The organism is Streptomyces thermodiastaticus (assembly GCF_014656135.1).
GTDB lineage: Bacteria > Actinomycetota > Actinomycetes > Streptomycetales > Streptomycetaceae > Streptomyces > Streptomyces thermodiastaticus.
Genome location: NZ_BNBV01000019.1, coordinates 15,815 through 42,381 on the forward strand (window position 1 = coordinate 15,815; position 26,567 = coordinate 42,381).

Below are 26,567 nucleotides of genomic sequence, written 5' to 3' on the forward strand. Positions count from 1 at the left end.
ACAGCTGCCCTCGATCACGAGCCTTGCACCGACAGAAACGGGCTATCACCTGCATCTACTACGCAATGAAGCGACTCGGCACGGTGCGTGACGTCACAAACGTGGTGCCGGGGTCTAGCGCCGCTCGGCTCCCGTGACGTATTAGTCATCCCACCGAACAAACGGGCTCGGTGCCGCGACCGAGTCGTACGACAGCAAGGGCCGCCCGATGTCGAAGCGCTTCAACGCGAGCTTCAGCACGAGGATCGTCGCCGCCGCCTGTGTCCTGGTCGCCTCCGCGACACTGACCGGATGCGGGCAGGACCGGGACGACGGTGTGTACACCGTCCTGAACTCCTCGACCGACGAGACGTATCACCGCTGGGACGCCGAGGCGATGGCCCGCTGCGGCAAGCAGCTGGGGATCACCATCGAGCAGCAGAGCGTTCCGGCCGCGCAGGTGATGACGAAGGCCCTGCGCATGGCGTCCTCGCGGTCGCTGCCGGACATCGTGCAGTTCGACGCCTCGGAGATGCCGACCTTCGCCGAGGCGGGAGGTCTGATCGATCTCACCACGCTCGGGCTGAGCACCCGCGACATCCCGAAAGGCATCGTCGCCTTCGGCTCCTACAAGGGCACGTACTACGGCGCGGCCCGGTCCGTGAACACCCTCGCGCTCTTCTACAACAAGGACGTGCTCCGGCAGGCCGGTCTGCCGGTGCCCACCACCTGGGACGAGCTGCGCGCCACCGCGAAGAAGCTCACCCACGGCAAGCGGTACGGGCTGGCACTGAGCGCGGGCGGCGCCGAGGACGGCGTTTTCCAGTTCCTGCCGTTCATGTGGTCCAACGGCGGCGACGAGCGGACGCTGGACGGCCCGCGGGTCGTCGAGGCGCTCGACTTCTGGAAGGACCTGATCAAGGACGGCTCGCTGTCGAAGTCCACGGTCAGCTGGACGCAGGCGGACGTCAACGACCAGTTCATGGCCGGCAACGCGGCCATGATGATCAACGGGCCGTGGCAGGTGGAGACGCTGAACACGGACAAGTCCCTGCACTGGGGCATCGCACCGATCCCGGTGCCGCGAGCGGGAGCGACGTCCGTCGGGCCCCTGGGCGGTGCGGTGCTGACGGTGCCGAACACCGGGGACACCGAGCGCGAGCGCATGGCCGGGCGGATCGTCGCCTGCCTGTCCAGCGAGAAGGAACAGCTGACCTACGCCCTCAACAGCTGGATGGTCCCGGCCAACGAGAAGGCCGCCGCGGTGTGGCGCCGGCGGATGCCCGAACTGCAGGCCCTGGCCGGTCAGGTGGCTGCCGCCCGCTCCCGTACCGCCGAGCTCGGCGCCGGCTGGTCGAGCGTCTCGCTCGCCCTGCAGAGCGCCTTCCAGTCCGCCCTGACCGGCGAGTCCAGCCAGGCCGCCCTGAAGCGGGCCCAGCAGCGGGCCACGAGCGGAAATTGAGGTACGCACCCATGACCACGTCCAGCATCACCGCTCCGGCCGCCGTCGTCACGCCCCGCGACACCGTCCCGGACCCGGCCCGGCAGCGGCGCCGCCGCACGCTCGCCCGGTGGGGGTTCGTCGCACCCGCGGTCGTCTTCATGCTGCTGTTCTTCGGCTACCCGCTCGTGCGCAACGTCGTGATGAGCTTCCAGCACTACACGCCGAAGACCTTCTTCACCGGCCGGGCCCCGTTCAACGGCACCGACAACTGGTCGCATGTCTTCCGCGACGCCCTGTTCGGCAAGGCGCTGTGGCACACCCTGGTGTTCACCGCCGGCTCGCTGCTCGGGCAGTTCTGCATCGGGCTCGCGCTCGCGGTGTTCTTCAACCGGCGTTTCCCGCTCGGCGGCGTGCTGCGCTCGCTGATCCTGCTGCCGTGGCTGGTACCGATGGTGGTCTCGGGCGTGGTCTGGCGGCGCATCCTCGACCAGGACACCGGGGTGCTCAACTCCTTCCTCGACACCCTCGGCCTGCCGGGTCACACCCCGTGGCTCACCGACCCCGGCATGGCGCTGCTGTCGGTGATCCTGGTGAACATCTGGATCGGCATCCCGTTCAACATGGTGATCCTGTACGGCGGTCTGCAGGAGATCCCGCGGGAGCTGTACGAGGCGGCCTCGCTGGACGGCGCCTCGGCCTGGCGCAGCTTCCGCTCCATCACTCTGCCGATGCTCCGGCCGGTCATCACGGTGGTGCTGGTGCTCGGCTTCATGTCGACGGTGAAGATCCTCGACCTGATCCTCGCGCTGACCGACGGCGGTCCCGCGGACGCCACCCAGACGCTGGGCACGCTCACCTACCAGAACTCCTTCGTCCAGCTGGACTTCGGGGCGGGCGCGGTCGTCGGCAACGTACTCATCCTGATCTCCGCGGTGTTCGCGGTGCTGTATCTGCGGGCCAACCGCACCGAGGGGAAGTGACGTCCATGGCCTCGCGTCCGTCCACCGCGTCCCGGCGCCGCTGGGGCTCCACGATCGCCGGCGTGATCGTCCTGTGCGTGATGCTGTTCCCGCTGTACTGGATGCTCAACACCGCGCTGCAGCCGGCCGCCGGGCTGCTGCGGGTGGCCCCGGTGCCGCACAATCTGGACCTGTCGGGCTTCTCCAAGGCGCTCGACGACCAGGGCGGTCATCTGCTGACCTCGCTGGTGGTGTCGCTGGGTGCCGTGGTGATCTGCCTGGCGATCGCGGCCCCGGCGGCGTACGGGCTGGCCCGGTTCGGGCTGCGCGGCACCCGGACCATCGTGTTCGGCACGCTGATCACGCAGATGGTGCCGGGCATCGTCATCGCCAACGCCCTGTACAACACCTATGTCGACCTGGGACTGGTCAACTCCTACGCCGGGCTGATGCTGGCGGACGCCTCGCTCGGCATCCCGTTCTCCATCGTGCTCATGCGCTCCTTCATGGTGTCCATCCCCGGGGAGGTCATCGAGGCCGCGCAGGTGGACGGCGCCGGAGCGCTGCGCACGTTCCTCCGGGTGGTGCTGCCGATGAGCCGCAACGCCCTGATCACCTCGGGGCTGTTCGCGTTCCTGTTCGCCTGGAGCGACTTCATGTTCGCGCTGACGCTGAACACCACCGACGACGTCAAGCCGGTCACCCTCGGCATCTACCAGTACATCGGCGCGCACGTCGGCGACTGGGGCTCGGTGATGGCGGCCTCGGTGCTGTCCGCGGTCCCGGCCGCGATCCTGCTCGTCGTCGCGCAGAAGTACATCGCGGCCGGCATCACCGGTGGCTCCGTGAAGTGACCACCGCGCCCCGGCGCACCGGCAGCAGGCGCCCGTGTCCTCCCCGGCGGACGGACACGGGCGCCGGTGTGTCGGGGCACCGGCGTGTCGCGGTGGACAGCGGCCGGCCCCGGCGGGCCGGCCGCGGACGTGTGCCGCCGGTGTCCCGGACGGGCCGGGAGCTACCGTGGGCGGCCCGTCCGGTCTCCTGGGAGAGCAGCACGCGTGAAGGCACTCAGCAGCATCGATCCGACGTTGCCGGGAAACCTCCGTCCGCGGCAGGTCTGGTACGCCTCGTGCGGCTCGAACGTGCACCTGGGCCGGCTCGCCGTGTACCTCACCGGGGGCAGACCGCCCGGAGCGGCCCGGTCCTGGCCGGGGTGCCGGGACCCGCGGATGCCGTCGCGGTCGGTTCCCGTGGAGCTGACCGGAGCCGTGTACTTCGCCACCCGGTCCCCGGTCCGGGGCGGTGGCCGGGCCTTCTACGACGCACGCGCCGGCGGCCGGGTCCTGGCGCGGTCGCATATCTGGTGTCGGTGCAGCAGTTCTCGGACATCGCCGCGCAGGAGATGTACCGGGAGCCCGGCGCGGACCTCGATCTGACACCGGTGCTGACCCGCGGCAGGGACGCGCTGGGCCCCGGCCGGTCCGAAACGCTCCTGTGCCCGGGCCTGATCGACGGCGTGCCGGTGCTGACCTGCACCGCCCCGTGGGGCGTCAACGACGTGACGTGGGTGTGTCCCTCGCCCGGTTACATCCGTTTCCCGGCCTCGGGACTGCTGTCGGCGGGTGCGTGGGACGCGGACGCCGTCGCCGCGTACCTGGCGACCTGCCCGGGTGCTGCGGGACACTGGACCGCGCTAGCCGTTCTCGCCCTGCTCGACGACGCGGACGCCGGGCCGCACGAGCCGTGACGAACGGCACCGTGACGGCGGGCGGTTTTGCACCTTTGACGGTTCGTGGAGCACTCTGAACGGATGTGGGCACCGATGATGTGTGTCCCAGTAACATGCGCAGCGATACCCCTATGAAGGAAGGACGGTTATGCCGATCGAATCAACCGATGCCACGCTTCGTTCCCGGTACGCGGAGCAGGCCGCCGCCGACCTGGAGCAGAACCGCCGTCAACAGGAAGAACTGGCACACCGGTTGGAGACGCTGCGGCAGGAGGAGACGCTGCTGCGGAACATCCTCGACATCGCCGAGCGCCCCGGTGCCACGTCCGCCCAGGCACATGTGCCGCACCAGGCGCAGGGTGAGCCCGTCACTCCGTCCGCCGCCCCGGCACCCGCCCCCGCCGAGGAGCCCGCCGCGGCCGAGGACGGCGCGGCCGCCGCGCCCGCGGAAAAGACCGAGGCGCAGCAGGAGACCGTGTCCGCGGAGCCGGCCGGTGAGCGGGCCGGTGAGAGCCGCGCGCCGAAGGCCGCGAAGAAGCCGGCGCCGAAGGCCGCCAAGAAGACCGCGAAGAAGACCGGGCCGCTCAAGGGCGCCCAGAAGAGTGCCCGCAAGGGTGCGCCGAAGAGCGCGGGCAAGGGCCGCGGCAAGAACGGGCGGCAGGTGCTGCTGCGGGATCTGCTGCTGGAGCTGCTCAGCGGGCACAGCGAGCCGCGTCTGGCCGCCGAGCTGCGCGAGGAGTTGCTGAGCAAGCACCCGGACCGCGAGCCCAGCCCTCAGGTCGTGCGCAACACGCTGGAGTCGCTGGTCGCCAAGGGACGTATCCAGCGGTACAAGCAGAACCGGTCGGTCATGTACACCGTGGTCGAGGGGAACCACGCGCAGGCGCAGGCCGCCGCTCAGGCCGAGTCCGCGGGTGCGGCCTGACCGGCGGGTGTCACGAACCAGCCGACCGGCGGGTGTTCGGGGGACCACGATGACCGGCGGGTCGGCCGGGGACCGGGCGCCTCGCTGGGGTCCGTGACCCGCCGGTTGGGCCGACAGCCGTCGCCGACGCGGCTGTCGGGTGTCGCGCACACCACCGTCGGCCGGCGGACGCCCCCGCGCACGGACCGGCCGGCGTCTCGCCGGACCGGTCGCCCCCGTCAGGGGGCCGCCGGAAGGTCCTGGGTGCCGAGGACCATCAGCAGGGCCAGCCGCTCCGCGTCCTCGGTGCCGGGCTCGGCCGTGTAGACCATGATTCGCAGATCGCTGCCGGCGACGGACAGCACATCGCAGTCCAGGGTCACCGGCCCGACGCGCGGGTGCCGGATGGTCTTGCGTGCGGCCATGTGCTCGCCCACCGCACCGCTGTCCCACAGTTCGGCGAACCGGCCACTGCCGGCGCGCAGTTCGGCCACGAGTGCGCGCAGCCGACGGTCGGCCGGGTAGCGCTCGGCGGTGGTGCGCAGGTCGGCGACGAGTGCCCGCTCGAAGGCACGGCGTTCCTCGGGTGTGTGCACGACCCGGCCGCCGCCGCCGATGAAGTGCCGCCACACGCCGTTGCGTTCGGGCCCCTTGGTGAGGTCGCCCATCAGCGCCGTGTACGGCGGGTTGGCGATCAGGAGCGTCCAGGCGGCATCGTGGACCGCGACCGGGGTGCCGGCCAGCCGGTCCAGCAGCCGGTGCACGCTGGGCGGGACGAAGACGGGCACGGTCTTCGGGCCGGGCGGTGCCAGGCCGGCCAGACGGTACAGGTGGGTGCGCTCGGCCGCCGACAGCCGCAGTGCGCGGGCCAGCGACTCCACCACCTGCGCGGAGGGGTTGGTGGCACGGCCCTGCTCCAGGCGCGTCACATAGTCGGCCGAGATACCGGCCAGCTGGGCCAGTTCCTCGCGTCGCAGTCCGGCGGCGCGCCGGCGTCCGCCGGCGGGCAGCCCGACCTCCCCGGGGGCGAGCCGGTCACGCCAGCGGTGGATCGCGGCTCCCAGTTCCGTGGTGGGCATGCCCCCAGTGTGCCGGAGCGCGGTGCGGGTTTTCCTGGTACTGCCGGTCCCAGGAAAACCGGTCTTCTGGCTCGCGGACCGTCACCCGCCGAGGCTTGAGGACATGACGACGACACTGATCACCGGAGCCAACAAGGGGCTCGGTTTCGAAACCGCCCGCCGCCTGCTCGCCGCGGGTCACACCGTTCTCCTCGGCGCACGCGACCCGGAGCGGGGCCGGCGCGCCGCCGAGCAGCTGGGCACGCGGTTCGTCCAGCTGGACGTGACCGACGACGCCTCGGTCGCGGCCGCCGTCAAGGAGGTCGAGGCCGCGGGCGGACTGGACGTGCTGGTGAACAACGCCGGGGTCGAGCCGCGCCACGCCGACGGCTCCTTCGTCGACCCGGCGGAGACCACGGCGGACGCGGTCCGCGCGGTGTACGAGACCAACGTGTTCGGCATCGTGCGGACGCTGCACGCCTTCCTGCCGCTGCTGCGGCGCTCGGCCAACCCGGTCGTGGTCAACGTCAGCAGCGGCCTGGCGCTGACGGCGCAGCTGGCCGATCCCGCGTCGCCCACGCACTTCTACCCCGACATCGCGTATCCGTCGTCCAAGGCCGCGGTCAACATGCTCACCGTGCAGTACGCCAAGGCCTTCCGCGACATACGCATCAACGCCGTCGACCCGGGTTTCACCCGCACCGACCTGAACCACAACACCGGCACCCAGACCGTGGAGGAGGGCGCCGAGATCATCGTGCGCATGGCGTGCATCGGCGCCGACGGCCCGACGGGCACGTTCAGCAACGCGGCCGGTCCGCTGCCGTGGTGAGCCGCCGCCCGTGTCCGCAGGGGGCGTGCCGGCAGGGCCGGACGCGGGCGGGGTCCGGTGTGCGGTCCGGGTGTGTCCGTACGGCACGTGGTCCAGGCCGCCCCGCCCTGCGCACCGGCCGCGGCAGGGGGCGGGGACGGTCCTCGAGGGAGCCGGGAGCCGCCGCCTGAGGGACACATGACCGCCCGGGGCGGCCGGGGCTCTTCCGGCCGCCCCGGGCCGCATGGCACCGCAGCCGTGGTTCCGGTGCCGGCCCGGCGGGTTCAGGCGGCCGGCTGCTTCTTCAGCGCCTCGATCAGCTGGTCGCGGTTCATCCGGGAACGGCCGGCGATCTCGGCCTCGCCGGCTCTGCGGTACAGCTGCTCCTTGGACAGCGTCCCCAGGTCGTCGCCCGGACCGGCCCGGCGACGGTCCCGGGAGGTGCCGGTGTCCTTGCCCTTCCGCCGGTCCTCCCCGCTGCCCTCGGTGCTGCCGCGCCGTCCGGCCCTGGCCGTGTCCTCGGCGCTGCCGCCACCGGCCTTCTTCCGGGCGGCCCCGGCACCGCCCTCGCCGGACGTCGCGGACCCTCGCGCCGCGCCCCGGCCGGCCTCCTGTCCCCCGTCCCTCGCCCCGTTCTCTCCGGTCGTGCGGGAGCGGGCGCGTTCCACACTGCGTTCCAGTGCCGCCATGAGGTCGACGACATCGGTCGTCCGGGGCGGTCCGGCCTCGCCGACGACCTCCTCGCCCCGGCGTTTGGCTTCGACCAGTTCCCGGACGCGTTCGGCGTAGGTGTCGTGGTAGTCCTCGGGATGCCAGTCGATGGTGAGGGCGTCGATCAGCCGACGGGCGGTCTCGAGCTCCTGGCGCGCCGGCTCGGTGTGCCCGCCGGGCACGACGCTCCAGGACGCCGGCCGGGTCGCGCACCTCGTCCGCCCAGTGCAGGGTGTGCATGACAAGGACCATCGGCTGGGCCCGCAGCGCGGTGAGGTACTGCTTGTTGCGCATGGTCATGGTGGCGATGCCGGCCTTGTCGGCGTCCTGGAGGGCGGCGCGCAGCAGTTCGTACACCTTCAGGTACTCATCGCCCCGCGGGCCGACGTAGTAGGTACGGGCGAAGTACACCGGCTCGATCCGGTGCAGATCGACGAAGCCGGCCACATCGATCACCTTGGACCGGCCCGGTGCGATCTCGTCGAGTTCGCCGGGATCGACGACCACGTAGTCGCCTTCGCCGAGGTCGTAGCCCTTGACGATGTCGTCCGAGGAGACCTGCCGGCCGGTGCGCTCGTTGACGCGTTTGCTGCGGATGCGGTCCGCGCTGTCCCGCTGCAGCTGATGGAAGTGCACGGTGTGGTCCTCGGTCGCCGTGTACAGACCGACCGGGACGGTGACCAGTCCGAAGGTGAGAACTCCGGTCCAGACGGGTCTCGCCATCTGCTCCCGCCTCCTCGCTCCGACGCCTTCCGGCGGTACGCGGGTTTCCCGCACGTGTGTGGGTACACGGCCAGAAGGCCGAGAACGCGAGGCGGCCCGGCTGGGGCCGCCGGAGGAAGCAGGCGATGTCCGTGATCTCTCAGATGGTGTCGGTGCCCGCCGACCGCGTGACGCTGCCCGGCGAGTTCGTCGTCCCGGCCTCGTCGCGGGCGACGGCCGTCCTGGCCTACGGGCTGCACGCCTCCCCGCAGGATCCGCACATCAGGTCGGTCGCCGACGAGCTGCACAGGGCCGGGTTCGCCACCCTGGTGATGGATCTGTTCAGCGAGACGGAGGGAGGGCGCAGCGATCAGGGCGAGGGGCAACCGGTCGATCTCGCCCTGCTGGGCCGCCGGCTGGTGGCCGCGGTGGACTGGGTGACGATCCAGCCGGACGCCCGCGGGCTGCCGGTGCTCCTGTGCGGTTCGGGCGCGGAGGCCACGGTGGCGCTGCTCGCGGCGGCGGACCTGCCGGACGGAGTGAGCGCGGTGGTCTCGTGCGACGGGCAGCCGGAGCTGGCGGGTGCGGCCCTGGAGCGGGTGCGGGTGCCGGTGCTGTTCGTGGTCGACACCGAGGAGCCGCAGTCGCTGTCGGCGCATCACGAGGCGGCACTCCGGCTCGCCGGTCCGCACACCGTGCGCGAGGTGCCCGGGCTGGCCCGGCGGTTCACGGAGCCGGATGTGCTGCGGCAGGCCGTCCACACGATCGAGGAATGGTGCGAGGAGCTGGTCACGAAGACCGGTTGAGCAGCGTCGGCCGCGACCGGCCGCGACGGCCTTGTGCCGTCGGAGGCGGCCGGGAGATTTTCTTCGCGTCCACTCCGGGGTATTGCAATCCATTCAGAGTCCAGTCAACCTGCATAGGCATATGCAGGCGGTGGATGCGTCCCGGGCCCTCCGGCGTGCCGCGCCCCGCCCCGGCGCGGCAGGACGGAGCACGCGGTGGCACAGGTGGTGGTCGAACGGCGTTCCATCGACGTCATCCCCGACGAGGAGCGCCACGGCACGGCGTTTTCGCAGTTCACGCTCTGGCTGGGGGCCAATCTGCAGATCACCACGGTGGTCACCGGTGCGCTCGCCGTGGTCCTCGGCGGGGACGTGGTGTGGTCCCTGGCCGGGCTGCTCGCCGGCAACCTGCTGGGCGGGGCGGTCATGGCCCTGCACTCGGCGCAGGGACCGCGGCTGGGCCTGCCGCAGATGATCTCGTCGCGGGCGCAGTTCGGGGTGCGCGGAGCGGTCGTCCCGCTGGTGCTGGTGGTCGTGATGTACACCGGCTTCTTCGCCAGCGGCTCGGTGCTCGCCGGGGAGGCGGTCGGCGAACTCACCCACCTCGGCCCGGTGCCCGGCATCGTCGTCTTCGCGCTGGTGACCGCGGTGACGGCGACCGTCGGCTACCGGGTGATCCACGCCCTGGGCCGGGTGGCGAGCGTGGTGTGCGCGCTGGCCTTCGTCTACCTGGGGCTGCGTCTGCTCAGCCGCGCCGACCTCGCACACCTGGCGCACCAGCACCACTTCACGCCGCCGATGTTCCTGCTGGCCATGTCGCTGTCGGCGTCCTGGCAGCTGGCGTTCGGGCCGTATGTCGCGGACTACTCGCGCTATCTGCCCCGCACCACCTCCGCCCGGGCCACGTTCGGCTGGACCCTGGCCGGGACCGTGCTCGGCGCGCAGTGGTCGATGGGCTTCGGGGTGCTGGTGGCGGCCACCGCGGGCGCGGCGTTCACGGACGACCAGGTGGGATACGTGGTGGGCCTCGGCGGCACCGGCCTGGTGGCGTCCGTGCTGTACTTCGTGATCGCGCTGGGCAAGCTGACGGTGAACGTGCTCAACACCTACGGCGGGTTCATGTCGCTGGTGACCGGGATCAGCGGGTTCCGCGGCCAGCGGGTGCTGTCGCAGCGCGGCCGCACCGCGTACATCACCGGCATCATGATCGCGGGGACGGCCGTCGCACTCGCCGGGCGCAGTTCGTTCCTGGACTCCTTCGCCGACTTCCTGCTGTTCCTGCTGACGTTCTTCACCCCGTGGTCGGCGATCAACCTGGTGGACTACTACCTGCTCGCCAAGGAGCGCTACGACCTGCCCGCGCTGAGCGACCCGGACGGCCGGTACGGCGGCTGGCGCTGGGACGCCCTGCTGGTCTACGCCGTCGGCCTCGCCGCGCAGTTCCCGTTCCTGTCCACCGGCTTCTACACCGGCCCGCTGGTCGCTTCGCTCGGGGGCGCGGACATCTCGTGGATCGTCGGTCTGGTGGTGCCGGCCGTGCTGTTCGCGGTGCTGGGGTCCCGCCGTGCGCTGCCGGCCCGGCCGTCGCCCGCGGCGGCGGGCACCCCGGCCGCGGCCGCCCGGGCCGGCCCGGTCGCCGACTGAGCGGCCCGGAGCGACGAAGGAAGGGCCCGTCCGGCCGCGCGGGCCGGCCGGGCCCGGGTGTGCCCGTCCGCGAGGGGCCCGGCACCGGCCGGGCCCCTCGGCCTTCGGTCAGACCAGGTCGAACCGGTCCAGGTTCATGACCTTGTCCCAGGCGGCGACGAAGTCGTGCACGAACTTCTCCTTGGCGTCGTCGCTCGCGTACACCTCGGCGACCGCGCGGAGTTCGGCGTTCGAGCCGAAGACCAGGTCGGCACGGCTGCCGGCCCACTTCACCTCGCCCGTGGCACGGTCACGGCCGGAGAAGGTGGTCGAGTCCTGCGACGTCGGCCGCCACTCGATGCCCATGTCGAGCAGGTTGACGAAGAAGTCGTTGGTGAGCACACCGGGGGTGTCGGTGAACACACCCAGCTGCGACCGCTGGTGGTTCGCGCCCAGCACCCGCAGACCGCCGACCAGGACGGTCATCTCGGGGGCGCTCAGGGTGAGCAGGTTGGCCCGGTCCACCAGCAGATACTCGGCGGGCAGCCGGTTGCCCTTGCCCAGGGTAGTTGCGGAAGCCGTCGGCGGACGGCTCCAGCGCGGCGAAGGACTCCACGTCGGTCTGGTCCTGCGCGGCGTCCACCCGGCCCGGCGTGAACGGCACCTCGATCTCGACACCGGCCTCCTTGGCGGCCTTCTCGACGGCCGCGCAGCCCGCCAGCACGATCAGGTCGGCCAGCGAGATCCGCTTGTCGCCGCTCTGCGCGGCGTTGAAGGACTCCTGGACACCCTCCAGGGTGCGCAGCACCGCCGCCAGCCGGTCGGGGTCGTTCGCCTCCCAGCCGCGCTGCGGCTCCAGGCGGATGCGGGCGCCGTTGGCACCGCCGCGCTTGTCGCTGCCGCGGAAGGATGAGGCCGACGCCCACGCGGTGAACACCAGGTCGGAGACGCTCAGGTCGGTCTGGAGCACCTGGGCCTTGAGCGCCGCGATGTCGTCGGCGTCGACCAGCTCGTACGTCCGCTCGGGCAGCGGGTCCTGCCAGAGCAGCGTCTCGCTGGGCACCTCGGGACCGAGGTAGCGGGAGACCGGGCCCATGTCGCGGTGGGTCAGCTTGAACCAGGCGCGCGCGAAGGCGTCCGCGAACTCGTCCGGGTTCTCCATGTAGTGCCGCGAGATCCGCTCGTACACCGGGTCGAAACGCAGCGCCAGGTCGGTGGTCAGCATGGTCGGCGCGTGCCGCTTCGACGGGTCGTGCGCGTCAGGGACGGTGCCGGCGCCCGCGCCGTCCTTCGGCCGCCACTGATAGGCACCCGCAGGGCTCTTGAACAGCTCCCACTCGTAGCCGAACAGCGTCTCGAAGAAGGAGTTGTCCCACTGGGTCGGGGTGGGTGTCCAGGTCACCTCAAGACCGCTGGTGATGGCGTCGGCGCCCTTGCCGGTGCCGTAGGAGTTCTTCCAGCCCAGGCCCTGCTGCTCCATCGGCGCGGCCTCGGGGTCGGGGCCGACGTTCTCGGCCGGGCCGGCGCCGTGGGTCTTGCCGAAGGTGTGGCCGCCGGCGATGAGGGCCACGGTCTCCTCGTCGTTCATCGCCATCCGGCGGAACGTCTCACGGATGTCGCGGGCCGCGGCCAGCGGGTCCGGGTTGCCGTTGGGACCCTCGGGGTTGACGTAGATCAGGCCCATCTGGACCGCGGCGAGCGGCTCCTCCAGCTCCCGGTCGCCGGTGTAGCGCTCGTCGCCCAGCCAGGTGGTCTCCGGGCCCCAGTAGACGTCGTCGTCCGGCTCCCAGGCGTCGACCCGGCCGCCGGAGAAGCCGAAGGTCTTCAGGCCCATGGTCTCCAGGGCGACGTTGCCGGCGAGGATCAGCAGGTCGGCCCACGACAGTTTGCGGCCGTACTTCTTCTTCACCGGCCACAGCAGGCGGCGGGCCTTGTCGAGGTTGGCGTTGTCCGGCCAGCTGTTGAGCGGCGCGAAACGCTGCTGGCCGGAGCCGGCGCCGCCGCGGCCGTCGCTGATGCGGTAGGTGCCCGCGCTGTGCCAGGCCATGCGGATGATGAGCGGACCGTAGTGGCCGAAGTCGGCGGGCCACCAGTCCTGCGAGGTGGTCAGCACCTCGGCGATGTCACGTTTGACGGCCGGAAGATCCAGGGTCTTGAAGGCCTCGCGGTAGTCGAAGTCCTCCCCCAGCGGGTTGGCCACGGCGGGGTTCTTGGCGAGGATCTTCAGGTTGAGCCGCTCCGGCCACCACTGGTGGTTGCCACCGCCCTGGGTGGGGTGCGGGGCACGCCCGTGCGCGACCGGGCAGCCGCCGGTGCCCTCCGCTTCGGCGTCGGTGACGACTGCGTCGTGGTTCTCGGACATGAAGCATCCTTCCCAACTGGCGGATCACGGTGCTGCGGAACGGTGCGCGGTGGTGCAGGCGGGGCAGGTACCCCAGTAGATGACCTCGGCCTCGTCGATGACGAAGCCGTGGTCGTCGGACGCGGTCAGGCAGGGTGCCTCGCCCGCCGCGCAGTCCACGTCGGCGACGGCACCGCACGACCGGCACACGACGTGGTGATGGTTGTCGCCGACACGTCCCTCGAACCGGGCGGGGCTGCCGGCCGGTTCCACCCGGCGGACGAGTCCGGCTGCGGTCAGTGCGTGCAGGGCCTCGTACACGGCCTGCAGGGAAACGTGCCCGATGCGGTCGCGCACCTGGGAGGCGATCGCCTCCACACCCAGGTGGCCACCGGCGCGGACGGTTTCCAGGAGCGCGACGCGGGCGGCCGTCACCCGCAGTCCCGCACCGCGCAACTCCTCTGCCGTGGTCGGAGGCCGGGCTGCCGTCATGGCGCCTGAACCTACGCCCGAAACAGGAATGCTTCAAGAACACGAACGGGCACAGTCTGTGACCGGTGAGGTGCGTGTGTCCGGGTGACGCTGTGCCGGGGCGCCCCGCCCGGTGCCGGCCGGTGACCGGTGAGCGGTCGCCGGCCGGCCGGGACGGCGGCAGCGGGGCCGGCGCGTGCGGTCGGCCGCGGATGTCCGGCCTGCGCCCCTCCGGCCCGTGGAAGGTGTGTCAGCCCTCCAGGGCCGCCAGCACCACCTGCTCGGCCTCCTCCTGGACCTGGCGGAGGTGGTCGGGTCCGCGGAAGGACTCCGCGTAGATCTTGTACACGTCCTCGGTGCCGGAGGGACGCGCCGCGAACCAGGCGTTCTCGGTGGCGACCTTGATGCCGCCGATGGGTGCGCCGTTGCCGGGTGCCTCGGTGAGCACCCCGGTGACCGGCTCCCCGGCGAGGGTGCCGGCGCCGACCTGGGCGGGGGACAGCCTGGCCAGGCGTGCCTTCTGCTCGCGGGTGGCGGGGGCGTCGACGCGGGCGTAGGCGGGTGCGCCGAAGCGCCGGGTCAGCTCGGCGTAGTGCTCCGAGGGCGTCCGGTCCGTGACGGCCGTGATCTCGGAGGCGAGCAGGGCCAGGATGATGCCGTCCTTGTCGGTGGTCCACACCGAGCCGTCGCGGCGCAGGAAGGACGCCCCGGCGGACTCCTCCCCACCGAAACCGAGCGTTCCGTCGGCCAGCCCGTCCACGAACCACTTGAAGCCGACTGGGACTTCGACCAGGCGGCGGCCGAGGTCGGCGGCCACCCGGTCGATCATGCCGGAGGACACCAGGGTCTTGCCCACCCCCGCCGTCGCGGGCCACCGGGTGCGGTGGGCGTAGAGGTAGGAGATGGCGGTGGCCAGGTAGTGGTTGGGGTTCATCAGGCCGCCGTCGGGGGTGACGATGCCGTGCCGGTCGGCGTCGGCGTCGTTGCCGGTGGCGATCCGGAACCGGTCCCGCTGCTCGATGAGCGAGGCCATGGCGTACGGGGAGGAGCAGTCCATGCGGATCCTGCCGTCCCAGTCCAGGGTCATGAACCGCCACGTGGGGTCGGTGAGCGGGTTGACCACGGTCAGGTCCAGGCGGTGCTGCTCGGCGATGCGCTCCCAGTAGGCGACCGAGGCCCCGCCCAGCGGGTCGGCGCCGATCCGTACGCCCGCCGAGCGGATCGCGTCCAGGTCGAGGACGCTCGGCAGGTCGCCGACGTAGGTGCCCAGGAAGTCGTAGCGGCCGGTGCCGGCGGCGGCCAGGGCCCGGGTGTACGGGATGCGGCGGACGTCCTTCAGGCCGCCCGCGATGATCTCGTTGGCCCGGTCCTGGATCCAGCGGGTGGCCTCGGAGCCGGCCGGGCCGCCGCTCGGCGGGTTGTACTTGAAGCCGCCGTCGGCGGGCGGGTTGTGCGAGGGGGTGACGACCACGCCGTCGGCGAGGCCCGAGGTGCGGCCCCGGTTGTGGGTCAGGATGGCGTGCGAGACCGCCGGGGTGGGGGTGTAGCCGTCGGCGGTGTCGACGAGCACGGTGACGTGGTTGGCGGCGAACACCTCCAGCGCGGTGACCCGGGCCGGCTCCGACAGGGCGTGCGTGTCCGCGCCGAGGAACAGCGGGCCGTCGATGCCCTGCGCGGCGCGGTACTCGCAGATGGCCTGGCTGGTCGCGGCGATGTGGTCCTCGTTGAAGGCGGTGGCCAGCGACGAGCCGCGGTGCCCGGAGGTTCCGAAGGTCACCCGCTGGTCCGGTTCGCCGGGATCGGGGTGGAGCGCGTAGTACGCGGTCACCAGCCGGGCGACGTCGACCAGGTCCTCGGGCCCGGCCGGCTTGCCCGCTCGTTCCTGCTGCATGGCACCCACTCCTCATGGATCGATCGCGTGAACGGTCGCGATCTCATCTTCCCCTCCCGGGGGACGGGGGGCGTCACCGACCGGGCGGTGCCGGGGACGGCGAGGAGTGCCGGGCAGGCGGTGCGGCATGCCGGACGCCGGTGAGGCCCGGGCGGGTGAACCGGACGGGGCCGCCCCGCTCGCCGGGGGCGGCCCGCCGCGGCGTCCTCGTCCGCCCGGGCCCGGTGCCGTCGGACGGGCCGGGATCAGTGCCCGGCCGGGGTCAGTGCCCGCCGCCCGGATGGCCGCCCCAGCCACCGGGCACGCTGTCGGCGAGCGCGCCGCCGCCCAGCTGCTCGAACCGCTGCTGGACGTTGGCCGCGAAGGCCTGCGGCTCGGCGCCGGCCTGGCCCTGCGCGGTGGCGTTCATGGCCACCGTCAGCACGCCCTTGAAGGGGGCGTTGGGCGAGGTGCGCACCGGCGTGCACAGGAAGTTGAACTCCTGCGGCGTGGCGGAGTCGTACGTCCGCAGCGACACCCGGGACACGCTCGTGGGGCGGCCGGTGCGCAGGGCGTCGTCCATGGCGTCGAAGACGCCGACCTGGGCCAGACCGGGCAGCACCTGCCGGCCGAGGCTGAACTGCGGGACCATGCCGAAGGCCTGGCCCTGACGGCCGTTGGCGTAGCGCAGCAGATGGTCGGGGCCCTCGGTGAGCATGATGGGGAAGGGCGCACCGTCGAACACGGCGAACAGTTCCTGCTGCTGGGCAAGGAGGCTGTCGCGCAGTTTGAACTCCGACAGCAGGGTTTCGGTCAGCTCCTGCATGCCCTGCCGCAACTGACGGTCCCAGGTGCGGGGCTTGACATCGGCCACACAGACCGTGCCCAGGATAACACCGGTGTTGTCGCGCAGCGGGGTGCCCAGATAGGAGCGCACACCGAGGTCGTTGACCAGCGGGTTGCCCTTGAAGCGCGGGTAGTCGAAGACGTCCTCCAGGGCCAGTTGGGACCGCTGGGCGACCACGTGGGGGCAGAAGCCGTAGTCGCCGGGCGCCTCCCGGCCGAGATGACTCAGGTCGAACGGGATGCCGCCGGAGGTGTCCACGGGGTCGTCGGGCGACCCGGTGGGCACGTACATCCCGCGGAACATCTGCCGCTCGTCGTTGATGAAGTTGACCATGGCCAGGGGGGTCTGGGTGAAGGTCGCCGCCAGCCGCGCGACCCGGTCGAAGGTGGCCTCGGCCTCGACCGAGTTGAGGTTGAGCATCCTGAGCCGGTGCACCCGCTGCTGGCCCGCGGCACGCTGATCTTCGGTTGACAGGGGATCCATGACGTCAGATGAAAGCAGAGATTCCGGCTGCGTGGATCACCCCTCCTGGTCATTGGCGCACCTTCGGCCCCTCGGCCAACCCGGCAACGAGCGGCGGGACTTGGGCCCGGGGTGGCTGCGCGGCAGGTCACGGGCCTGTCGGAGGGCTCCTCGGGTCCGCCGGCCGGCACCGGCGGTCCGACAGGTGCGCATTCGGTGAGTCTGTCCAAAGTTCCCGATGTTTCAACATGGAGCGATCAGTTCCCGTCATTCTTGAACCCGATGTCGCACCGAAACGATGTCCCGCCCGACAATCGTGCGGGTGAACGCGTGGCCGAGATCGGCGGGTCCCGCCCCACGCCACCACCAGTCGAATGTCAGTCCGTATCCGAGGAGGGTGAGGCGGGTGCGCGGTTCCCGGTCACGGCCCGGGAAGCGGCCACGGCGAGACCGATGGCGCCCGCTCACAGGGTGGGTTTTACGCCACGCATCGCGCCGTCCGCCCAGATGAGATGCCCGGGGCCGTACGGCCCGCCGCCGACCTGAACGACGCGGTCCGGCCGAGGCACCGGGGGCCGGCCTCACGGGGAGGCGCCCGCAACACCCGGTACGTGTCGATCTGTGCCGCCGACATGGGCCCGAGCCGGTGTGTCCTATGCCGCAGGCAGGTGCCGCGCGGGTGGGCCGGGGCGCGATGGGGCAAGGTCAACTGCGCGACGGCGTAGGAACCGTGGCGATGTATGAACGGAGTTTTTTCATGAAGAGGTCCGACGTGGACACTCGGTCGGTCGCGGTGATCGGCATGGCCTGCCGCCTGCCGGGTGCCTCCGCTCCCGACGAGCTGTGGGCCCTGCTGCGGGACGCGGTGGACACCACCAGCGAGACCCCGCGCGACCGTTACGACGTGGACGCGCTGCACTCCCCCGTGCCCCGCCAGGGGCACATAGCGGCCCGCCGCGGCGGCTACCTGGAGCAGGTGGCCGACTTCGACGCCGAGTTCTTCGGCATGTCGGCCACCGAGGCCACCGAACTCGACCCGCAGCAGCGGCTGCTGCTGATGACGGCCTGGGACGCGCTGGAGGACGCGGGGCAGCGCCCCGACCGGCTGGCCGGCAGCCGGACCGCCGTCTTCGTCGGCAACACGCGCGCCGACCACCTCGAACTCGCCCTGCGCCGCGGCCCGGAGACGGTGACCGCCGCGCAGCTGAACAACTTCCGCTCCCTGCTGGCCGCACGGGTGTCGCACTTCTTCGACCTGCGCGGACCCAGCGTCGTCGTGGACACGGCCTGCTCGTCCTCGCTGGTGGCCGTCCACCAGGCGGTGCAGAGCCTGCGCTCCGGGGAGAGCCCGCTGGCGATCGCCGCGGGCGTGAACCTGGCGCTGCGCCCCGACGAGGGACTGGTACTCACCCACGCCGGCGGCATGGCCGGTGACGGCCGCTCGAAGTTCGGCGACGCGAGCGCGGACGGCTACTCCCCCAGCGACGCCGTGGCGGTGGTCGTCCTCAAGCGTCTGCAGGACGCGATCGCCGACGGCGACCGGATCCGCGCGGTGATCCAGGGCAGCGCCGTCTCCAACGACGGCCGTACCAGCGACAGCGTGCTCAACCCGTCCCTGCAGGGCCAGCTGGACGTGCTGCGCTGGGCCTACGAGGACGCCGGCATCGACCCCGCCGACGTCGACTACGTCGAGGCGCACGGCTCCGGTTCGCCCGCGCTGGACCCGCTGGAGCTGCGGGCGCTGGGCGAGGTGTGCGGCGCGGGCAGGCCCGCCGACCGGCCGTTGCTGGTCGGTTCGGTGAAGACCAACATCGGGCACGCGGAGGCCGCCGGCGGCCTGGCCGGCCTGATCAAGGCGGTGCTGTGCCTGGAGCACGGCCAGGTGCCGGCCAGCCTGAACGTGAACACGCCGAACCCGAAGGTCCCCTGGGACTCGCTGCCGCTGACCCTGCCGTCCGCGCTGCAGGACCTGCCCGCGCTGGACCGGCCGGCCGTCGCCGGCGTCAGCGGCCAGGGCTCCTCGGCCCTCAACGCCCACATCGTGCTCCGCCAGGCCGACACGCCGCGCGTGCGCACCGAGCCGCCGGCGGACCAGGGACCGCACCTGCTGGCGATCTCCGCGCACAGCGAGGCCGCCCTGGCGGACCTGGCCGCGGCCTACGCGCGTTACCTGCGCCCGGGCGGGGCCGGGCAGGCCCACGCGCTGCGCGACATCTGCTACAGCGCCGCCACCCGGCGCACCCACCACGCGCACCGCCTGGCCGTCGTCGGCCGCACCCACGAGGAACTGGCGGCGGCGCTGACCGGCGGGCCGGGGATGACCGGGCACCCGCTGTCGGCGGTCGCCGCGGCCTACGTCGCGGGCGAGGAACCGTCCTGGCCGTCGGTGTTCGGCGAGCCGGGCCGGTTCGTGCCGCTGCCCGGCTACCCGTGGCAGACACGCCGCTACTGGCCCGGTGAGGAGCCCGCCGCCGCGGACGGCGACGACCTGGCCGGCTGGGTGCTGCGGGAGCACGCCCGCACCGGTTTCGACGACGGCTCGTCGCTCACCGACATCGGCATCGACTCGCTGGCGAAGCTGCGCATCGTGGTGGAGCTGGCCAAACGGTGCCATCAGGAGGTCGACCCGGAGGAGCTGGGCCGGCTGCGCACCGTCGGCGAACTGCGCCAGTGGACGCGCGCGCTGGAGGCGGCGGCCCGATGAGCAGTGCCAACGGCCTCTACGCGTATTTCGCCCGCTCGGCCGACACCCACCGCGACGAGCCGGCCCTCGAGGTCCGCGGGACCACGCTGACCTACGGCGAGCTGCGCGCGTGCGCCGAGACGCTCGCCGGCCGCCTGGTCACGGCGGCCGGCGGCACCCCGCCGCGCCGGGTGGGACTGCTCGCGGCCCGCTCGCTCACCGCCTATGCCGGATACCTGGCGATCCTGCGGGCCGGCGCGGCGGTGGTCCCCCTCAACCCCGAACACCCCGCCGCCCGTATCGCCGGCATCGCCGAGGCGGCCGGCCTCGACCTGATCCTCGCCGAGTCCGCGGACACCGGCGACCTCGGCGTGCCCGTGCACGCGTGCCCGCCCGAGGACGTCCCGGCCGCGGCGGCCGGCTCCCCCGCAGAGGACCGCACCGCGCCGCTGCGCCCGGTGAGCGAGGACGACGTCGCCTACATCATCTTCACCTCCGGTTCGACCGGCGCGCCCAAGGGTGTGCCGGTCAGGCACGGCAACATCTGCGCCTACCTGGACCGGATCGCCGGCCGGTACGGCATCGGACCGGGCAGCCGGCTCTCGCAGTCCTTCGAGCTGACCTTCGACGGGTCCGTGCACGACCTGTTCGTCGCCTGGTCCCAGGGCGGCACCCTCGTGGTGCCCGAACGCGGCCAGCTGCTGTCCCCGGTGCGGACGGTGAACAAGCTGCGGCTGACGCACTGGTTCTCGGTGCCGTCCCTGATCGGCTTCGCCTCCCGGCTGGGCACCCTGACCCCCGGCAGCATGCCGACGCTGCGCTGGAGCGTCTTCGGCGGCGAGCCGCTCACCCTGCGGGCCGCCCGCGACTGGCAGGCCGCCGCGCCCGGCAGCCGCGTCGAAGTGCTCTACGGCCCCACCGAACTGACCATCTCCTGCACCTCCTACCGGTTCCCCGAGGACCCGGCCGCCTGGCCGGACACCCCCAACGGCACGGCCCCCATCGGCACCGCCCACCCGGACGTCGACGTGGTGCTGCTGGACGACGCGGGCCGGCCCGGCGACACCGGCGAGCTGTGCGTGCGCGGCCCGCTGCGCTTCGCCGGGTACCTGGACCCGGCCCAGGACGCCGGGCGCTTCCTCACCGAGGACCACCGGCCGGCCGATTCTCCGCCCGGCCCCGGGGACTGGTACCGCACCGGCGACCGGGTCGCCCTCCTCGACGGGCTGCTGGTGCATCTGGGACGCACCGACCACCAGGTCAAGATCCGGGGCCACCGGATCGAACTCGGCGAGATCGAGGCCGCGTTGCGGGCGCTGCCGGGCGTGCGGGAGGCGATGGCCGTCACCGTGCCGGCCGCCGACGGCGAACCGGAGCTGCAGGCCGCGGTCAGCGGCACCGGCACCGCCGAGACCCTGTACACGGCGCTCGGCGACCGGCTGCCGTCCTACATGATGCCCGCCCGGATCACGGTCCTGGACCAACTGCCGCTCAACCCCAACGGCAAGCTGGACCGCCGGGCGCTGCTCGCACAGCTGGAGCGCACCCGTTGACCACGGATCCGTCCGCCCCGGCGATCCCCGACCCACCGTTCACCGACATCTGTTGTGAGGCATCTGCATGTACGACGCCATCGTGGTAGGAGCGCGCTGCGCCGGCGCGCCCACCGCCCTGCTGCTGGCCCGTGCCGGACACCGGGTACTCCTGCTCGACAAGGCGGCGTACGGCTCCGACACGCTCTCCACGCACCTGATCCACCAGCCCGGCGTGGCGGCCCTCGCCCGCTGGGGTCTGCTGGACCGGCTGCGGGCCACGGGCTGCCCGCCCATCGAGCGGGCGGTGTACGAGGTCGCCGACGTCCGCATCGAGGGCTGCGCCCGGGGCGTGGAGGGGCAGCGGGCGGCGTTCGCGCCGCGGCGTGACGTGCTGGACGCCCTCCTGGTCGACGCGGCGGTCGAGGCTGGCGTCGAGTACCGGGACCACTGCCGGGTGACGGACCTGCTGCGCGACGACACCGGGCGGGTGACCGGCGTGCGGGGCACCCACCGGGGCCGTGCCTTCACCGAGCGCGCCCACCTGGTGATCGGCGCGGACGGGATGCGCTCCACCGTCGCCCGGCTGGCCGAGGCCCCGTACACGGTCCAGGACCCGCGGCTGACCTGCGCGTACTACACGTACTGGCAGGGCGTGCCGGCCGACCTGGAGCTGTACGAGCGGCCCGGCGGCTGGGTGGCGACCGTGCCCACCCACGGTCCGGCGACCCTGGTGCTGGCCTACATCCCGCAGTCCCGCTTCGCCGAGGTCCGCACCGACGCACAGCGCGCCTACCGGGAGCAGATCCGCCTCACCGCGCCCGCCCTGCACGAGCGGATGGCCGGGGCCGGACAACTGGAGCGCCTGCACGCCTGCGGCGACCAGCAGAACTTCTTCCGGCGCTCGACGGGGCCGGGCTGGGTCCTCGTGGGCGACGCCGCCCACCACAAGGACTCGATCACGGCGCGCGGCATCAGTGACGCGTTCTGGCAGGTCGAGGCGCTGGTGGAAGCGGTGTCCGGGTTGCTGGGCGGCGATACGGCCCGCCTGGACGCCGCGCTGGACCGTTTCGCCGAGGAACAGCGGCAGCGGCTCGTGCCGGGGTACGAGGCCACGCTGGGTGTGGCCCGGCTGGAGATACACGAGCAGCGGCTGTCGCTGCTGCGCGCGGTGCAGTCGGACGCCGAACTGACGTCGATCTACCTGGACATGGTGGCGGGAATCGTCTCCACCGACGCCCTGTTCACTCCGCGGCTGCTGGCCCTGCTGTGATCCCAGCCCGGTCGGCGGGTGTTCCCATGCGGCACCCGCCGGCCGCCGTTGTCGCAGGCAGCGGCCCAACTGACGTGCGAGCGGCGGGCAGTTGCCCGGCTCCGCATATGACGCTCGGCCATGATCCTGATAGCGTGCAGCTCGCGCCGGCTTCGATCACGGTGAGCCACCAGGCCACGACGCGGGGAGGGTCGGAGGCCGCGCACTGCTGTCCGCACCGCTGCAACCGCTGCTGTACGAGGGATCACATGTCAGGCACCCGCGACCGGCGGACGCGACATCGCGCCGCCCTTCCGAGATCACTGCGATCCTCGTTCGTCCTCCCTTTCGTCATTCCCGCGGTCTGCGTCAGCGGACTGTGGGGCTACACGGCGGCGGGGCTCGTGGACGACCAGGTCCGGCTGCACACCGACGCGGGACATGTCTCCTCCCTCGCCCGGCCCGCGCAGGAGCTGCTGACGACTCTGCAGGACGAACGCCGGCTCACCGCCCGGTGGCAGGCGGACCGCTCCGCCGGCTCCCGCGCGGAACTGGAGGCGGCCCGCCGCAAGACCGACGTGGCGCTGGCGACGTACCGGCAGCACGAGTCCGCGCCGGACAGCGAGGCGCTGCGGGACCGGTACACGGCGCTGGACACCGCGCTGCGCCCGCTGGCCCAGCGCCGCTCCGCGATCGACGCCCGGAAGCTGTCCCTGTCCGACGCCTTCGCCTTCTACACCGGCGCCGCCTCTCGGGGCCTTGACCTGCTGAGCGCGGCCGTCCGCAGCGACGACGCGGAACTGGGGCGCGGCGGCTCCGCCACGGTGACCCTGGCCCGGATCGCCGAGATGCTCTCCCGGGAGGACGCCCTGGTCGCGGCGGCCCTTCCGGCGCAGCAGATCACCCACCCCGACCGTGCCCGCTTCGGGCAGTACGCGGCGCTGCGCCAGGCCGCCGAGGAGGAGCTGACCGCACAGGATCTGCCCGGTGCGGCCCGCGCGTCGTACGGGCGGATCACCGGCGGTGCCCAGTGGGCCGCGGTGGACGCGGTGGAGCGGGCCGTCGCCGGCGGGCAGGGCACCGAGCTGCCGGACGGTGCGACGCAGTGGCCCGCCGCGGCCGGCAGCGTTGTCGGCGGCCTGCGTGCGGCCGGTGTCCAGTCCCTGGACGCACTGGCCGACAGCGCCGACGACCGGGCCGGCGAGCTGCTGGTGGCCACCCTGCTGGGCACGGCGGCCGCGGTGGCCGCGCTGGCCGCGGCGGCGGTGCTGGCGCTGCGCAACCGCCGTGCGGCGACGAGCCGCCTCGCCGAGCTGGACGAGCTGACCGCGCGGCTGGCCGAACTCCGCTCGGGTGCGGAGCAGCTGGCGTCCTTCCGGCTGGCCGAGATCCTCGCCAAGGCGGAGCGCGGCGAACGTGTGGACCCGGCCGTGCTCGGCTCCTGGCAGCACCAGGCGAACGACGACATCGGGCGGCTGGCGTCGGCGATCGACCGCCTCGCGCAGCTCGCCACGGACACCACGGTGCGCCAGTCGCAGGGGCGGGAGGGCTCGGCCAAGGTCGTCGGCCAGCTCATCCGCCGCGCCCAGGTGCTCATCCACCGGCTGATCGCGCTGCTGGACGACCTCGAGCGCAAGCACGAGGACTCGGACCTGCTCAAGGACATCTTCCGCGTCGACCACCTGGCCACCCGTATCCGGCGTCACGCGGAGAACCTGATGATCCTCAGCGGCGCCCCGCCGAGCCGGCGGATGACGCACCCGGTGGCGATCACCGACGTGATGCGCGGCGCGGTGGCGGAGACGGAGCAGTACACCCGGGTGCGGGTGCGCAACACGCCGGGGGACCGCCGGGTCGCGCTGGCCGGGCGTGCCGTCGCCGACGTCACGCACCTGCTGGCCGAGCTGATCGAGAACGGCACCAGCTTCTCACCGCCCGAGACCCAGGTGACGGTGAGCACGGCCCGGGTCGCCAAGGGCCTGGCCGTGCACATCGAGGACCAGGGCCTGGGCATGCCGACGGAGATGCTGCAGCGCGCCAACGAGCTGCTCTCCGAGCCGCCCCGGGTCGACATGACGATGTTCGGCGAGGACCCGCGGCTGGGTCACTTCGTGGTGGCCCGGCTCGCCGAACGGCACGGCATCAAGGTCACGCTGCGCGAGTCGGACTACGGCGGCACGCTCGCGCTGGTGGTGCTGCCCTCGGAGCTGCTGGAGGAGTCCGCCTCGCCGGTCGTCGACCAGCTGCAGTCGGCGGCCGTCGCCGCCGGCCTCGCCATCGAGGGACAGGCGGGCGCCCAGCCGGGCGCCCAGCGGCTGCCGGACACCGGACGGCACCGGGCCCTGGACGCCCCCGCGACGGCTCCGGCGCCGGAGCCCGAGCCGGAGCCGGCCGGCGCGACCGCCTCGGCCGGCGAGGCGCTGCTCGCCCGTCCGTCGCTGCCCGACCACAGTGGTTTCCCCGAATACGGAGGTGCTGGCCTGTTGCCCCCCGCGTCGGAGCATCCCGCGCCCTCGGCGCCCCACGGGCCCATGCCGGCGGCCCGCACGATACGCGACGTCCAGCCGACGCACACGGCCCCGCAGCGGACCGTCCCCGGCGCGGAGGCCGGCCGTGCGCCCGCGCCTCGCCGGGACGACCGGCAGGCCCCCACGCGGCAGCCTGCCGGACCGGCCGGGCGGCCCGGTGCTGCGGAGCCCGCGGAGCCGTCCGGCTCGGCACCCCGTCCGCTGACGACGCCCACGGTGCTGCCGCAGCGCATCCGGGGCGCCAGCCTGGCCCAGCAGCTGCGCCGGGAGGCGGCGCAGGCCGCGGACGACGAGGACGGTTTCGACCCGGGCCTGTCCCCGGACGCGTCGGCCCGCACGATGAACGCCATCCAGCAAGGACTCAAGCGGGCCTGGAGGTCCGACGACGACACGCCGCACGGTGCGCACGGGCGGCCAAGCGACGGGGCAGGCCCGACTGCCCATGAAGTGTGAGGACGTTGAGCAATGACTGAGCAGGTGACCACCGGACGTCAGCTGGACTGGCTTCTGGACGGCCTGGTGGACCGGATACCGGAGATCCGCTGCGCGATCGTGCTCTCCGGAGACGGCCTTTTGATCGGCAAGTCCAAGGACTTGCTCCGCGACGACGCCGAACACCTGTCCGCGGTGGCCTCGGGCGTGCACGCCCTCGCACGCGGCGCGGCCCGTCACTTCCACAGCGGGCGGGTGCAGCAGACGGTCATTCAGATGGACAAGGCGTTCCTCTTCGTCACCGCGGCCGGGCAGGGCGCCCGGCTGGCGGCGTTCGCCTCGGAAGAAGTGGATGTGGGGATGATGGCGTACGAGATGGGCACCCTGGTCAAGCAGGTCGGCCAGTATCTGACGGCCGCACCGCGTGTGCAGTCCCCGTCCGGCGCCCCTGTCCAGGATGCCTGAACCGCACGGGCTCGACGGCGAGAAGACGGGGCGCTACTTACGGCCGTACGCCATCACCGGCGGGCGCACCCGGCACAGCCAGCACGCCTTCACGCTGATCACCCTTGTCGTCGCCCGTTCCGTGAGAGACACCCCGTCCGGGCTGGAGCCGGAGGCCGACCGGATCCTGGAGCTGTGCCGGGACCGGGCCATGGCGGTGGCGGAGATCGCCGCTCTGCTCGATCTGCCGGTGAGCGTGGTGAAGGTGCTGTGCGGGGATCTGCTCGACGCCTCGCTGATCCTCGTCCAGTCGCCGCCCGGACAGGACAGCCGGCCGAGCGTGGAACTGATCGAAAGGGTGATGGATGGTATCCGTCAACTCTGACCCGGTCATGCCGACCGCGTTGAAGATTCTCATCGCGGGCGGCTTCGGGGTCGGCAAGACCACCATGGTGGCCTCGGTGAGCGAGGTGCCTCCTCTGGAGACGGAGGAGCGCATGACCGAGGCCAGTCTCGGTGTGGACGATCTGTCCGGCGTGGAGGGCAAGGTCTCCACGACGGTGGCGATGGACTTCGGGCGGATCACGATCGCGCCGGAGCTGGTGCTGTATCTGTTCGGCACGCCCGGTCAGGACCGGTTCTGGTTCATGTGGGACGACCTGGCCACGGGCGCGCTCGGAGCGGTGGTCCTGGCGGACACGCGGCGGCTGGAGGCGTCGTTCGCCTCGATCGACTTCTTCGAGGAGCGCGGCATCCCGTTCGCCGTGGGCGTCAACTGCTTCCACGGCCGGCGCGACTGCACCGCCGAGCAGGTGCGGGCGGCGCTGGATCTGGACCCGGCGACCCCGGTGGTGCTGTGCGACGTGCGGGAGCGTGCCTCCAGCAAGCAGGTGCTCCTCGCGGTGCTGGAGGCGGCGCACGCCCGTGCGAGGGCCCACCGGGCGGCCGCCCGTCCGGTCGTGCTCTGAGGGTGCGCGACGCCGGGCCGTGCCCGCGGACG

The 26,567-nt window shown here is 72.5% G+C and carries 19 protein-coding genes and 3 pseudogenes; 15 read left to right on the forward strand and 7 right to left on the reverse strand.

The window, feature by feature from the left end; genetic code table 11:
• Nucleotides 1-208 precede the first annotated feature (208 nt).
• The 5 genes and pseudogenes from IE286_RS17720 to IE286_RS17740 all read left to right on the forward strand — a co-directional run bounded on the left by IE286_RS17720 (nucleotide 209) and on the right by IE286_RS17740 (nucleotide 5,036).
• Entirely contained in the window at nucleotides 209-1,441 is a 1,233-nt protein-coding gene (locus IE286_RS17720) for an ABC transporter substrate-binding protein (protein WP_189797736.1), read from the forward strand.
• Nucleotides 1,442-1,452: 11 nt separating this feature from the next.
• Nucleotides 1,453-2,403: a carbohydrate ABC transporter permease gene (locus IE286_RS17725; RefSeq protein ID WP_189797737.1), complete on the forward strand. Its 951-nt coding sequence runs from the start codon at nucleotides 1,453-1,455 to the stop codon at nucleotides 2,401-2,403.
• Between the two features lie 5 nt (nucleotides 2,404-2,408).
• Nucleotides 2,409-3,236 (forward strand): carbohydrate ABC transporter permease, encoded by an 828-nt coding sequence (locus IE286_RS17730; RefSeq protein WP_189797738.1) that lies wholly within the window; start codon nucleotides 2,409-2,411, stop codon nucleotides 3,234-3,236.
• Nucleotides 3,237-3,440: 204 nt separating this feature from the next.
• A pseudogene (locus IE286_RS27945) lies at nucleotides 3,441-4,129 on the forward strand (histone deacetylase).
• Nucleotides 4,130-4,259: 130 nt separating this feature from the next.
• On the forward strand, nucleotides 4,260-5,036 hold the full coding sequence (locus IE286_RS17740) for a hypothetical protein (RefSeq protein ID WP_189797739.1): 777 nt from the start codon (nucleotides 4,260-4,262) through the stop codon (nucleotides 5,034-5,036).
• A gap of 218 nt (nucleotides 5,037-5,254) precedes the next feature.
• Here IE286_RS17740 and IE286_RS17745 read toward each other — a convergent pair whose 3' ends face one another.
• Nucleotides 5,255-6,094, reverse strand: coding sequence for a helix-turn-helix domain-containing protein (locus IE286_RS17745; RefSeq protein WP_189797740.1), 840 nt, complete (start codon nucleotides 6,092-6,094; stop codon nucleotides 5,255-5,257).
• 103 nt (nucleotides 6,095-6,197) lie between these two features.
• Between IE286_RS17745 and IE286_RS17750 the strand changes: the two genes are divergently transcribed.
• The gene (locus IE286_RS17750) at nucleotides 6,198-6,905 is read left to right on the forward strand and encodes an SDR family NAD(P)-dependent oxidoreductase (RefSeq protein ID WP_189797741.1); all 708 of its coding nucleotides are present in this window, start codon (nucleotides 6,198-6,200) and stop codon (nucleotides 6,903-6,905) included.
• Nucleotides 6,906-7,168: 263 nt separating this feature from the next.
• On the opposite strand, the gene IE286_RS27245 is transcribed toward IE286_RS17750, so the two are convergent.
• Nucleotides 7,169-7,777, reverse strand: coding sequence for a hypothetical protein (locus IE286_RS27245; protein ID WP_229863033.1), 609 nt, complete (start codon nucleotides 7,775-7,777; stop codon nucleotides 7,169-7,171).
• Nucleotides 7,778-7,835: 58 nt separating this feature from the next.
• Nucleotides 7,836-8,318 (reverse strand): annotated as a pseudogene (gene ku / locus IE286_RS27250) (non-homologous end joining protein Ku); the annotation flags it as partial.
• A gap of 125 nt (nucleotides 8,319-8,443) precedes the next feature.
• On the opposite strand from ku, the gene IE286_RS17760 reads away from it, so the two are divergent.
• Both IE286_RS17760 and IE286_RS17765 read left to right on the forward strand, forming a co-directional pair.
• Nucleotides 8,444-9,103: a dienelactone hydrolase family protein gene (locus IE286_RS17760; RefSeq protein ID WP_189797742.1), complete on the forward strand. Its 660-nt coding sequence runs from the start codon at nucleotides 8,444-8,446 to the stop codon at nucleotides 9,101-9,103.
• Between the two features lie 195 nt (nucleotides 9,104-9,298).
• Nucleotides 9,299-10,726 carry a purine-cytosine permease family protein gene (locus IE286_RS17765; protein ID WP_189797743.1) on the forward strand — a complete coding sequence of 476 codons (1,428 nt, stop codon included), beginning with the start codon at nucleotides 9,299-9,301 and terminating at the stop codon, nucleotides 10,724-10,726.
• Between the two features lie 108 nt (nucleotides 10,727-10,834).
• Here IE286_RS17765 and katG read toward each other — a convergent pair.
• The 4 genes and pseudogenes from katG to IE286_RS17785 form a co-directional block, all read right to left on the reverse strand.
• A pseudogene (gene katG, locus IE286_RS17770) lies at nucleotides 10,835-13,067 on the reverse strand (catalase/peroxidase HPI).
• A 24-nt stretch (nucleotides 13,068-13,091) separates the two neighbouring features.
• Nucleotides 13,092-13,538 carry a Fur family transcriptional regulator gene (locus IE286_RS17775; RefSeq protein ID WP_189797744.1) on the reverse strand — a complete coding sequence of 149 codons (447 nt, stop codon included), beginning with the start codon at nucleotides 13,536-13,538 and terminating at the stop codon, nucleotides 13,092-13,094.
• A gap of 229 nt (nucleotides 13,539-13,767) precedes the next feature.
• Nucleotides 13,768-15,408, reverse strand: coding sequence for a phosphoglucomutase (alpha-D-glucose-1,6-bisphosphate-dependent) (gene pgm / locus IE286_RS17780; RefSeq protein WP_189797745.1), 1,641 nt, complete (start codon nucleotides 15,406-15,408; stop codon nucleotides 13,768-13,770).
• A 262-nt stretch (nucleotides 15,409-15,670) separates the two neighbouring features.
• Nucleotides 15,671-16,717, reverse strand: a complete 1,047-nt coding sequence (locus IE286_RS17785) for a GAF domain-containing protein (protein ID WP_189797746.1) — start codon at nucleotides 16,715-16,717, stop codon at nucleotides 15,671-15,673.
• A 736-nt stretch (nucleotides 16,718-17,453) separates the two neighbouring features.
• On the opposite strand from IE286_RS17785, the gene IE286_RS17790 reads away from it, so the two are divergent.
• The 7 genes from IE286_RS17790 (at nucleotide 17,454) to IE286_RS17820 (ending at nucleotide 26,535) form a co-directional block, all read left to right on the forward strand.
• Entirely contained in the window at nucleotides 17,454-19,400 is a 1,947-nt protein-coding gene (locus tag IE286_RS17790) for a beta-ketoacyl synthase N-terminal-like domain-containing protein (RefSeq protein WP_229863034.1), read from the forward strand.
• On the forward strand, nucleotides 19,397-20,932 hold the full coding sequence (locus IE286_RS17795; RefSeq protein WP_189797747.1) for an amino acid adenylation domain-containing protein: 1,536 nt from the start codon (nucleotides 19,397-19,399) through the stop codon (nucleotides 20,930-20,932). Before IE286_RS17790 ends, IE286_RS17795 begins: the two co-directional genes overlap by 4 nt.
• A gap of 67 nt (nucleotides 20,933-20,999) precedes the next feature.
• A complete protein-coding gene (locus tag IE286_RS17800; RefSeq protein WP_189797748.1) occupies nucleotides 21,000-22,184 on the forward strand; it encodes an NAD(P)/FAD-dependent oxidoreductase in 1,185 nt (394 codons plus the stop codon).
• A 383-nt stretch (nucleotides 22,185-22,567) separates the two neighbouring features.
• Nucleotides 22,568-25,144, forward strand: coding sequence for a sensor histidine kinase (locus IE286_RS17805; RefSeq protein ID WP_189797749.1), 2,577 nt, complete (start codon nucleotides 22,568-22,570; stop codon nucleotides 25,142-25,144).
• 12 nt (nucleotides 25,145-25,156) lie between these two features.
• Nucleotides 25,157-25,588, forward strand: coding sequence for a roadblock/LC7 domain-containing protein (locus tag IE286_RS17810; protein WP_125496377.1), 432 nt, complete (start codon nucleotides 25,157-25,159; stop codon nucleotides 25,586-25,588).
• Nucleotides 25,581-25,952 carry a DUF742 domain-containing protein gene (locus IE286_RS17815; RefSeq protein ID WP_189797750.1) on the forward strand — a complete coding sequence of 124 codons (372 nt, stop codon included), beginning with the start codon at nucleotides 25,581-25,583 and terminating at the stop codon, nucleotides 25,950-25,952. Before IE286_RS17810 ends, IE286_RS17815 begins: the two co-directional genes overlap by 8 nt.
• Complete coding sequence (locus IE286_RS17820; RefSeq protein WP_189797751.1) at nucleotides 25,933-26,535, forward strand: GTP-binding protein; 603 nt, start codon at nucleotides 25,933-25,935, stop codon at nucleotides 26,533-26,535. Before IE286_RS17815 ends, IE286_RS17820 begins: the two co-directional genes overlap by 20 nt.
• The last annotated feature ends 32 nt before the right edge of the window (nucleotides 26,536-26,567 follow it).

What these genes read in the sequence shown, in the direction of transcription:
- IE286_RS17795 (WP_189797747.1), top strand. Translation starts at nt 19,397, where the DNA reads ATGAGCAGTGCCAACGGCCTCTACGCGTATTTCGCCCGCTCGGCCGAC.
- IE286_RS17785 (WP_189797746.1), bottom strand. Translation starts at nt 16,717, where the DNA reads ATGGATCCCCTGTCAACCGAAGATCAGCGTGCCGCGGGCCAGCAGCGG.
- IE286_RS17790 (WP_229863034.1), top strand. Translation starts at nt 17,454, where the DNA reads ATGAAGAGGTCCGACGTGGACACTCGGTCGGTCGCGGTGATCGGCATG.
- IE286_RS17720 (WP_189797736.1), top strand. Translation starts at nt 209, where the DNA reads ATGTCGAAGCGCTTCAACGCGAGCTTCAGCACGAGGATCGTCGCCGCC.
- IE286_RS17800 (WP_189797748.1), top strand. Translation starts at nt 21,000, where the DNA reads ATGTACGACGCCATCGTGGTAGGAGCGCGCTGCGCCGGCGCGCCCACC.
- IE286_RS17745 (WP_189797740.1), bottom strand. Translation starts at nt 6,094, where the DNA reads ATGCCCACCACGGAACTGGGAGCCGCGATCCACCGCTGGCGTGACCGG.
- IE286_RS17730 (WP_189797738.1), top strand. Translation starts at nt 2,409, where the DNA reads ATGGCCTCGCGTCCGTCCACCGCGTCCCGGCGCCGCTGGGGCTCCACG.
- IE286_RS17775 (WP_189797744.1), bottom strand. Translation starts at nt 13,538, where the DNA reads ATGACGGCAGCCCGGCCTCCGACCACGGCAGAGGAGTTGCGCGGTGCG.
- IE286_RS17810 (WP_125496377.1), top strand. Translation starts at nt 25,157, where the DNA reads ATGACTGAGCAGGTGACCACCGGACGTCAGCTGGACTGGCTTCTGGAC.
- IE286_RS17815 (WP_189797750.1), top strand. Translation starts at nt 25,581, where the DNA reads ATGCCTGAACCGCACGGGCTCGACGGCGAGAAGACGGGGCGCTACTTA.
- IE286_RS17725 (WP_189797737.1), top strand. Translation starts at nt 1,453, where the DNA reads ATGACCACGTCCAGCATCACCGCTCCGGCCGCCGTCGTCACGCCCCGC.
- IE286_RS17750 (WP_189797741.1), top strand. Translation starts at nt 6,198, where the DNA reads ATGACGACGACACTGATCACCGGAGCCAACAAGGGGCTCGGTTTCGAA.
- IE286_RS17820 (WP_189797751.1), top strand. Translation starts at nt 25,933, where the DNA reads ATGGTATCCGTCAACTCTGACCCGGTCATGCCGACCGCGTTGAAGATT.
- pgm (WP_189797745.1), bottom strand. Translation starts at nt 15,408, where the DNA reads ATGCAGCAGGAACGAGCGGGCAAGCCGGCCGGGCCCGAGGACCTGGTC.
- IE286_RS17760 (WP_189797742.1), top strand. Translation starts at nt 8,444, where the DNA reads ATGTCCGTGATCTCTCAGATGGTGTCGGTGCCCGCCGACCGCGTGACG.
- IE286_RS17740 (WP_189797739.1), top strand. Translation starts at nt 4,260, where the DNA reads ATGCCGATCGAATCAACCGATGCCACGCTTCGTTCCCGGTACGCGGAG.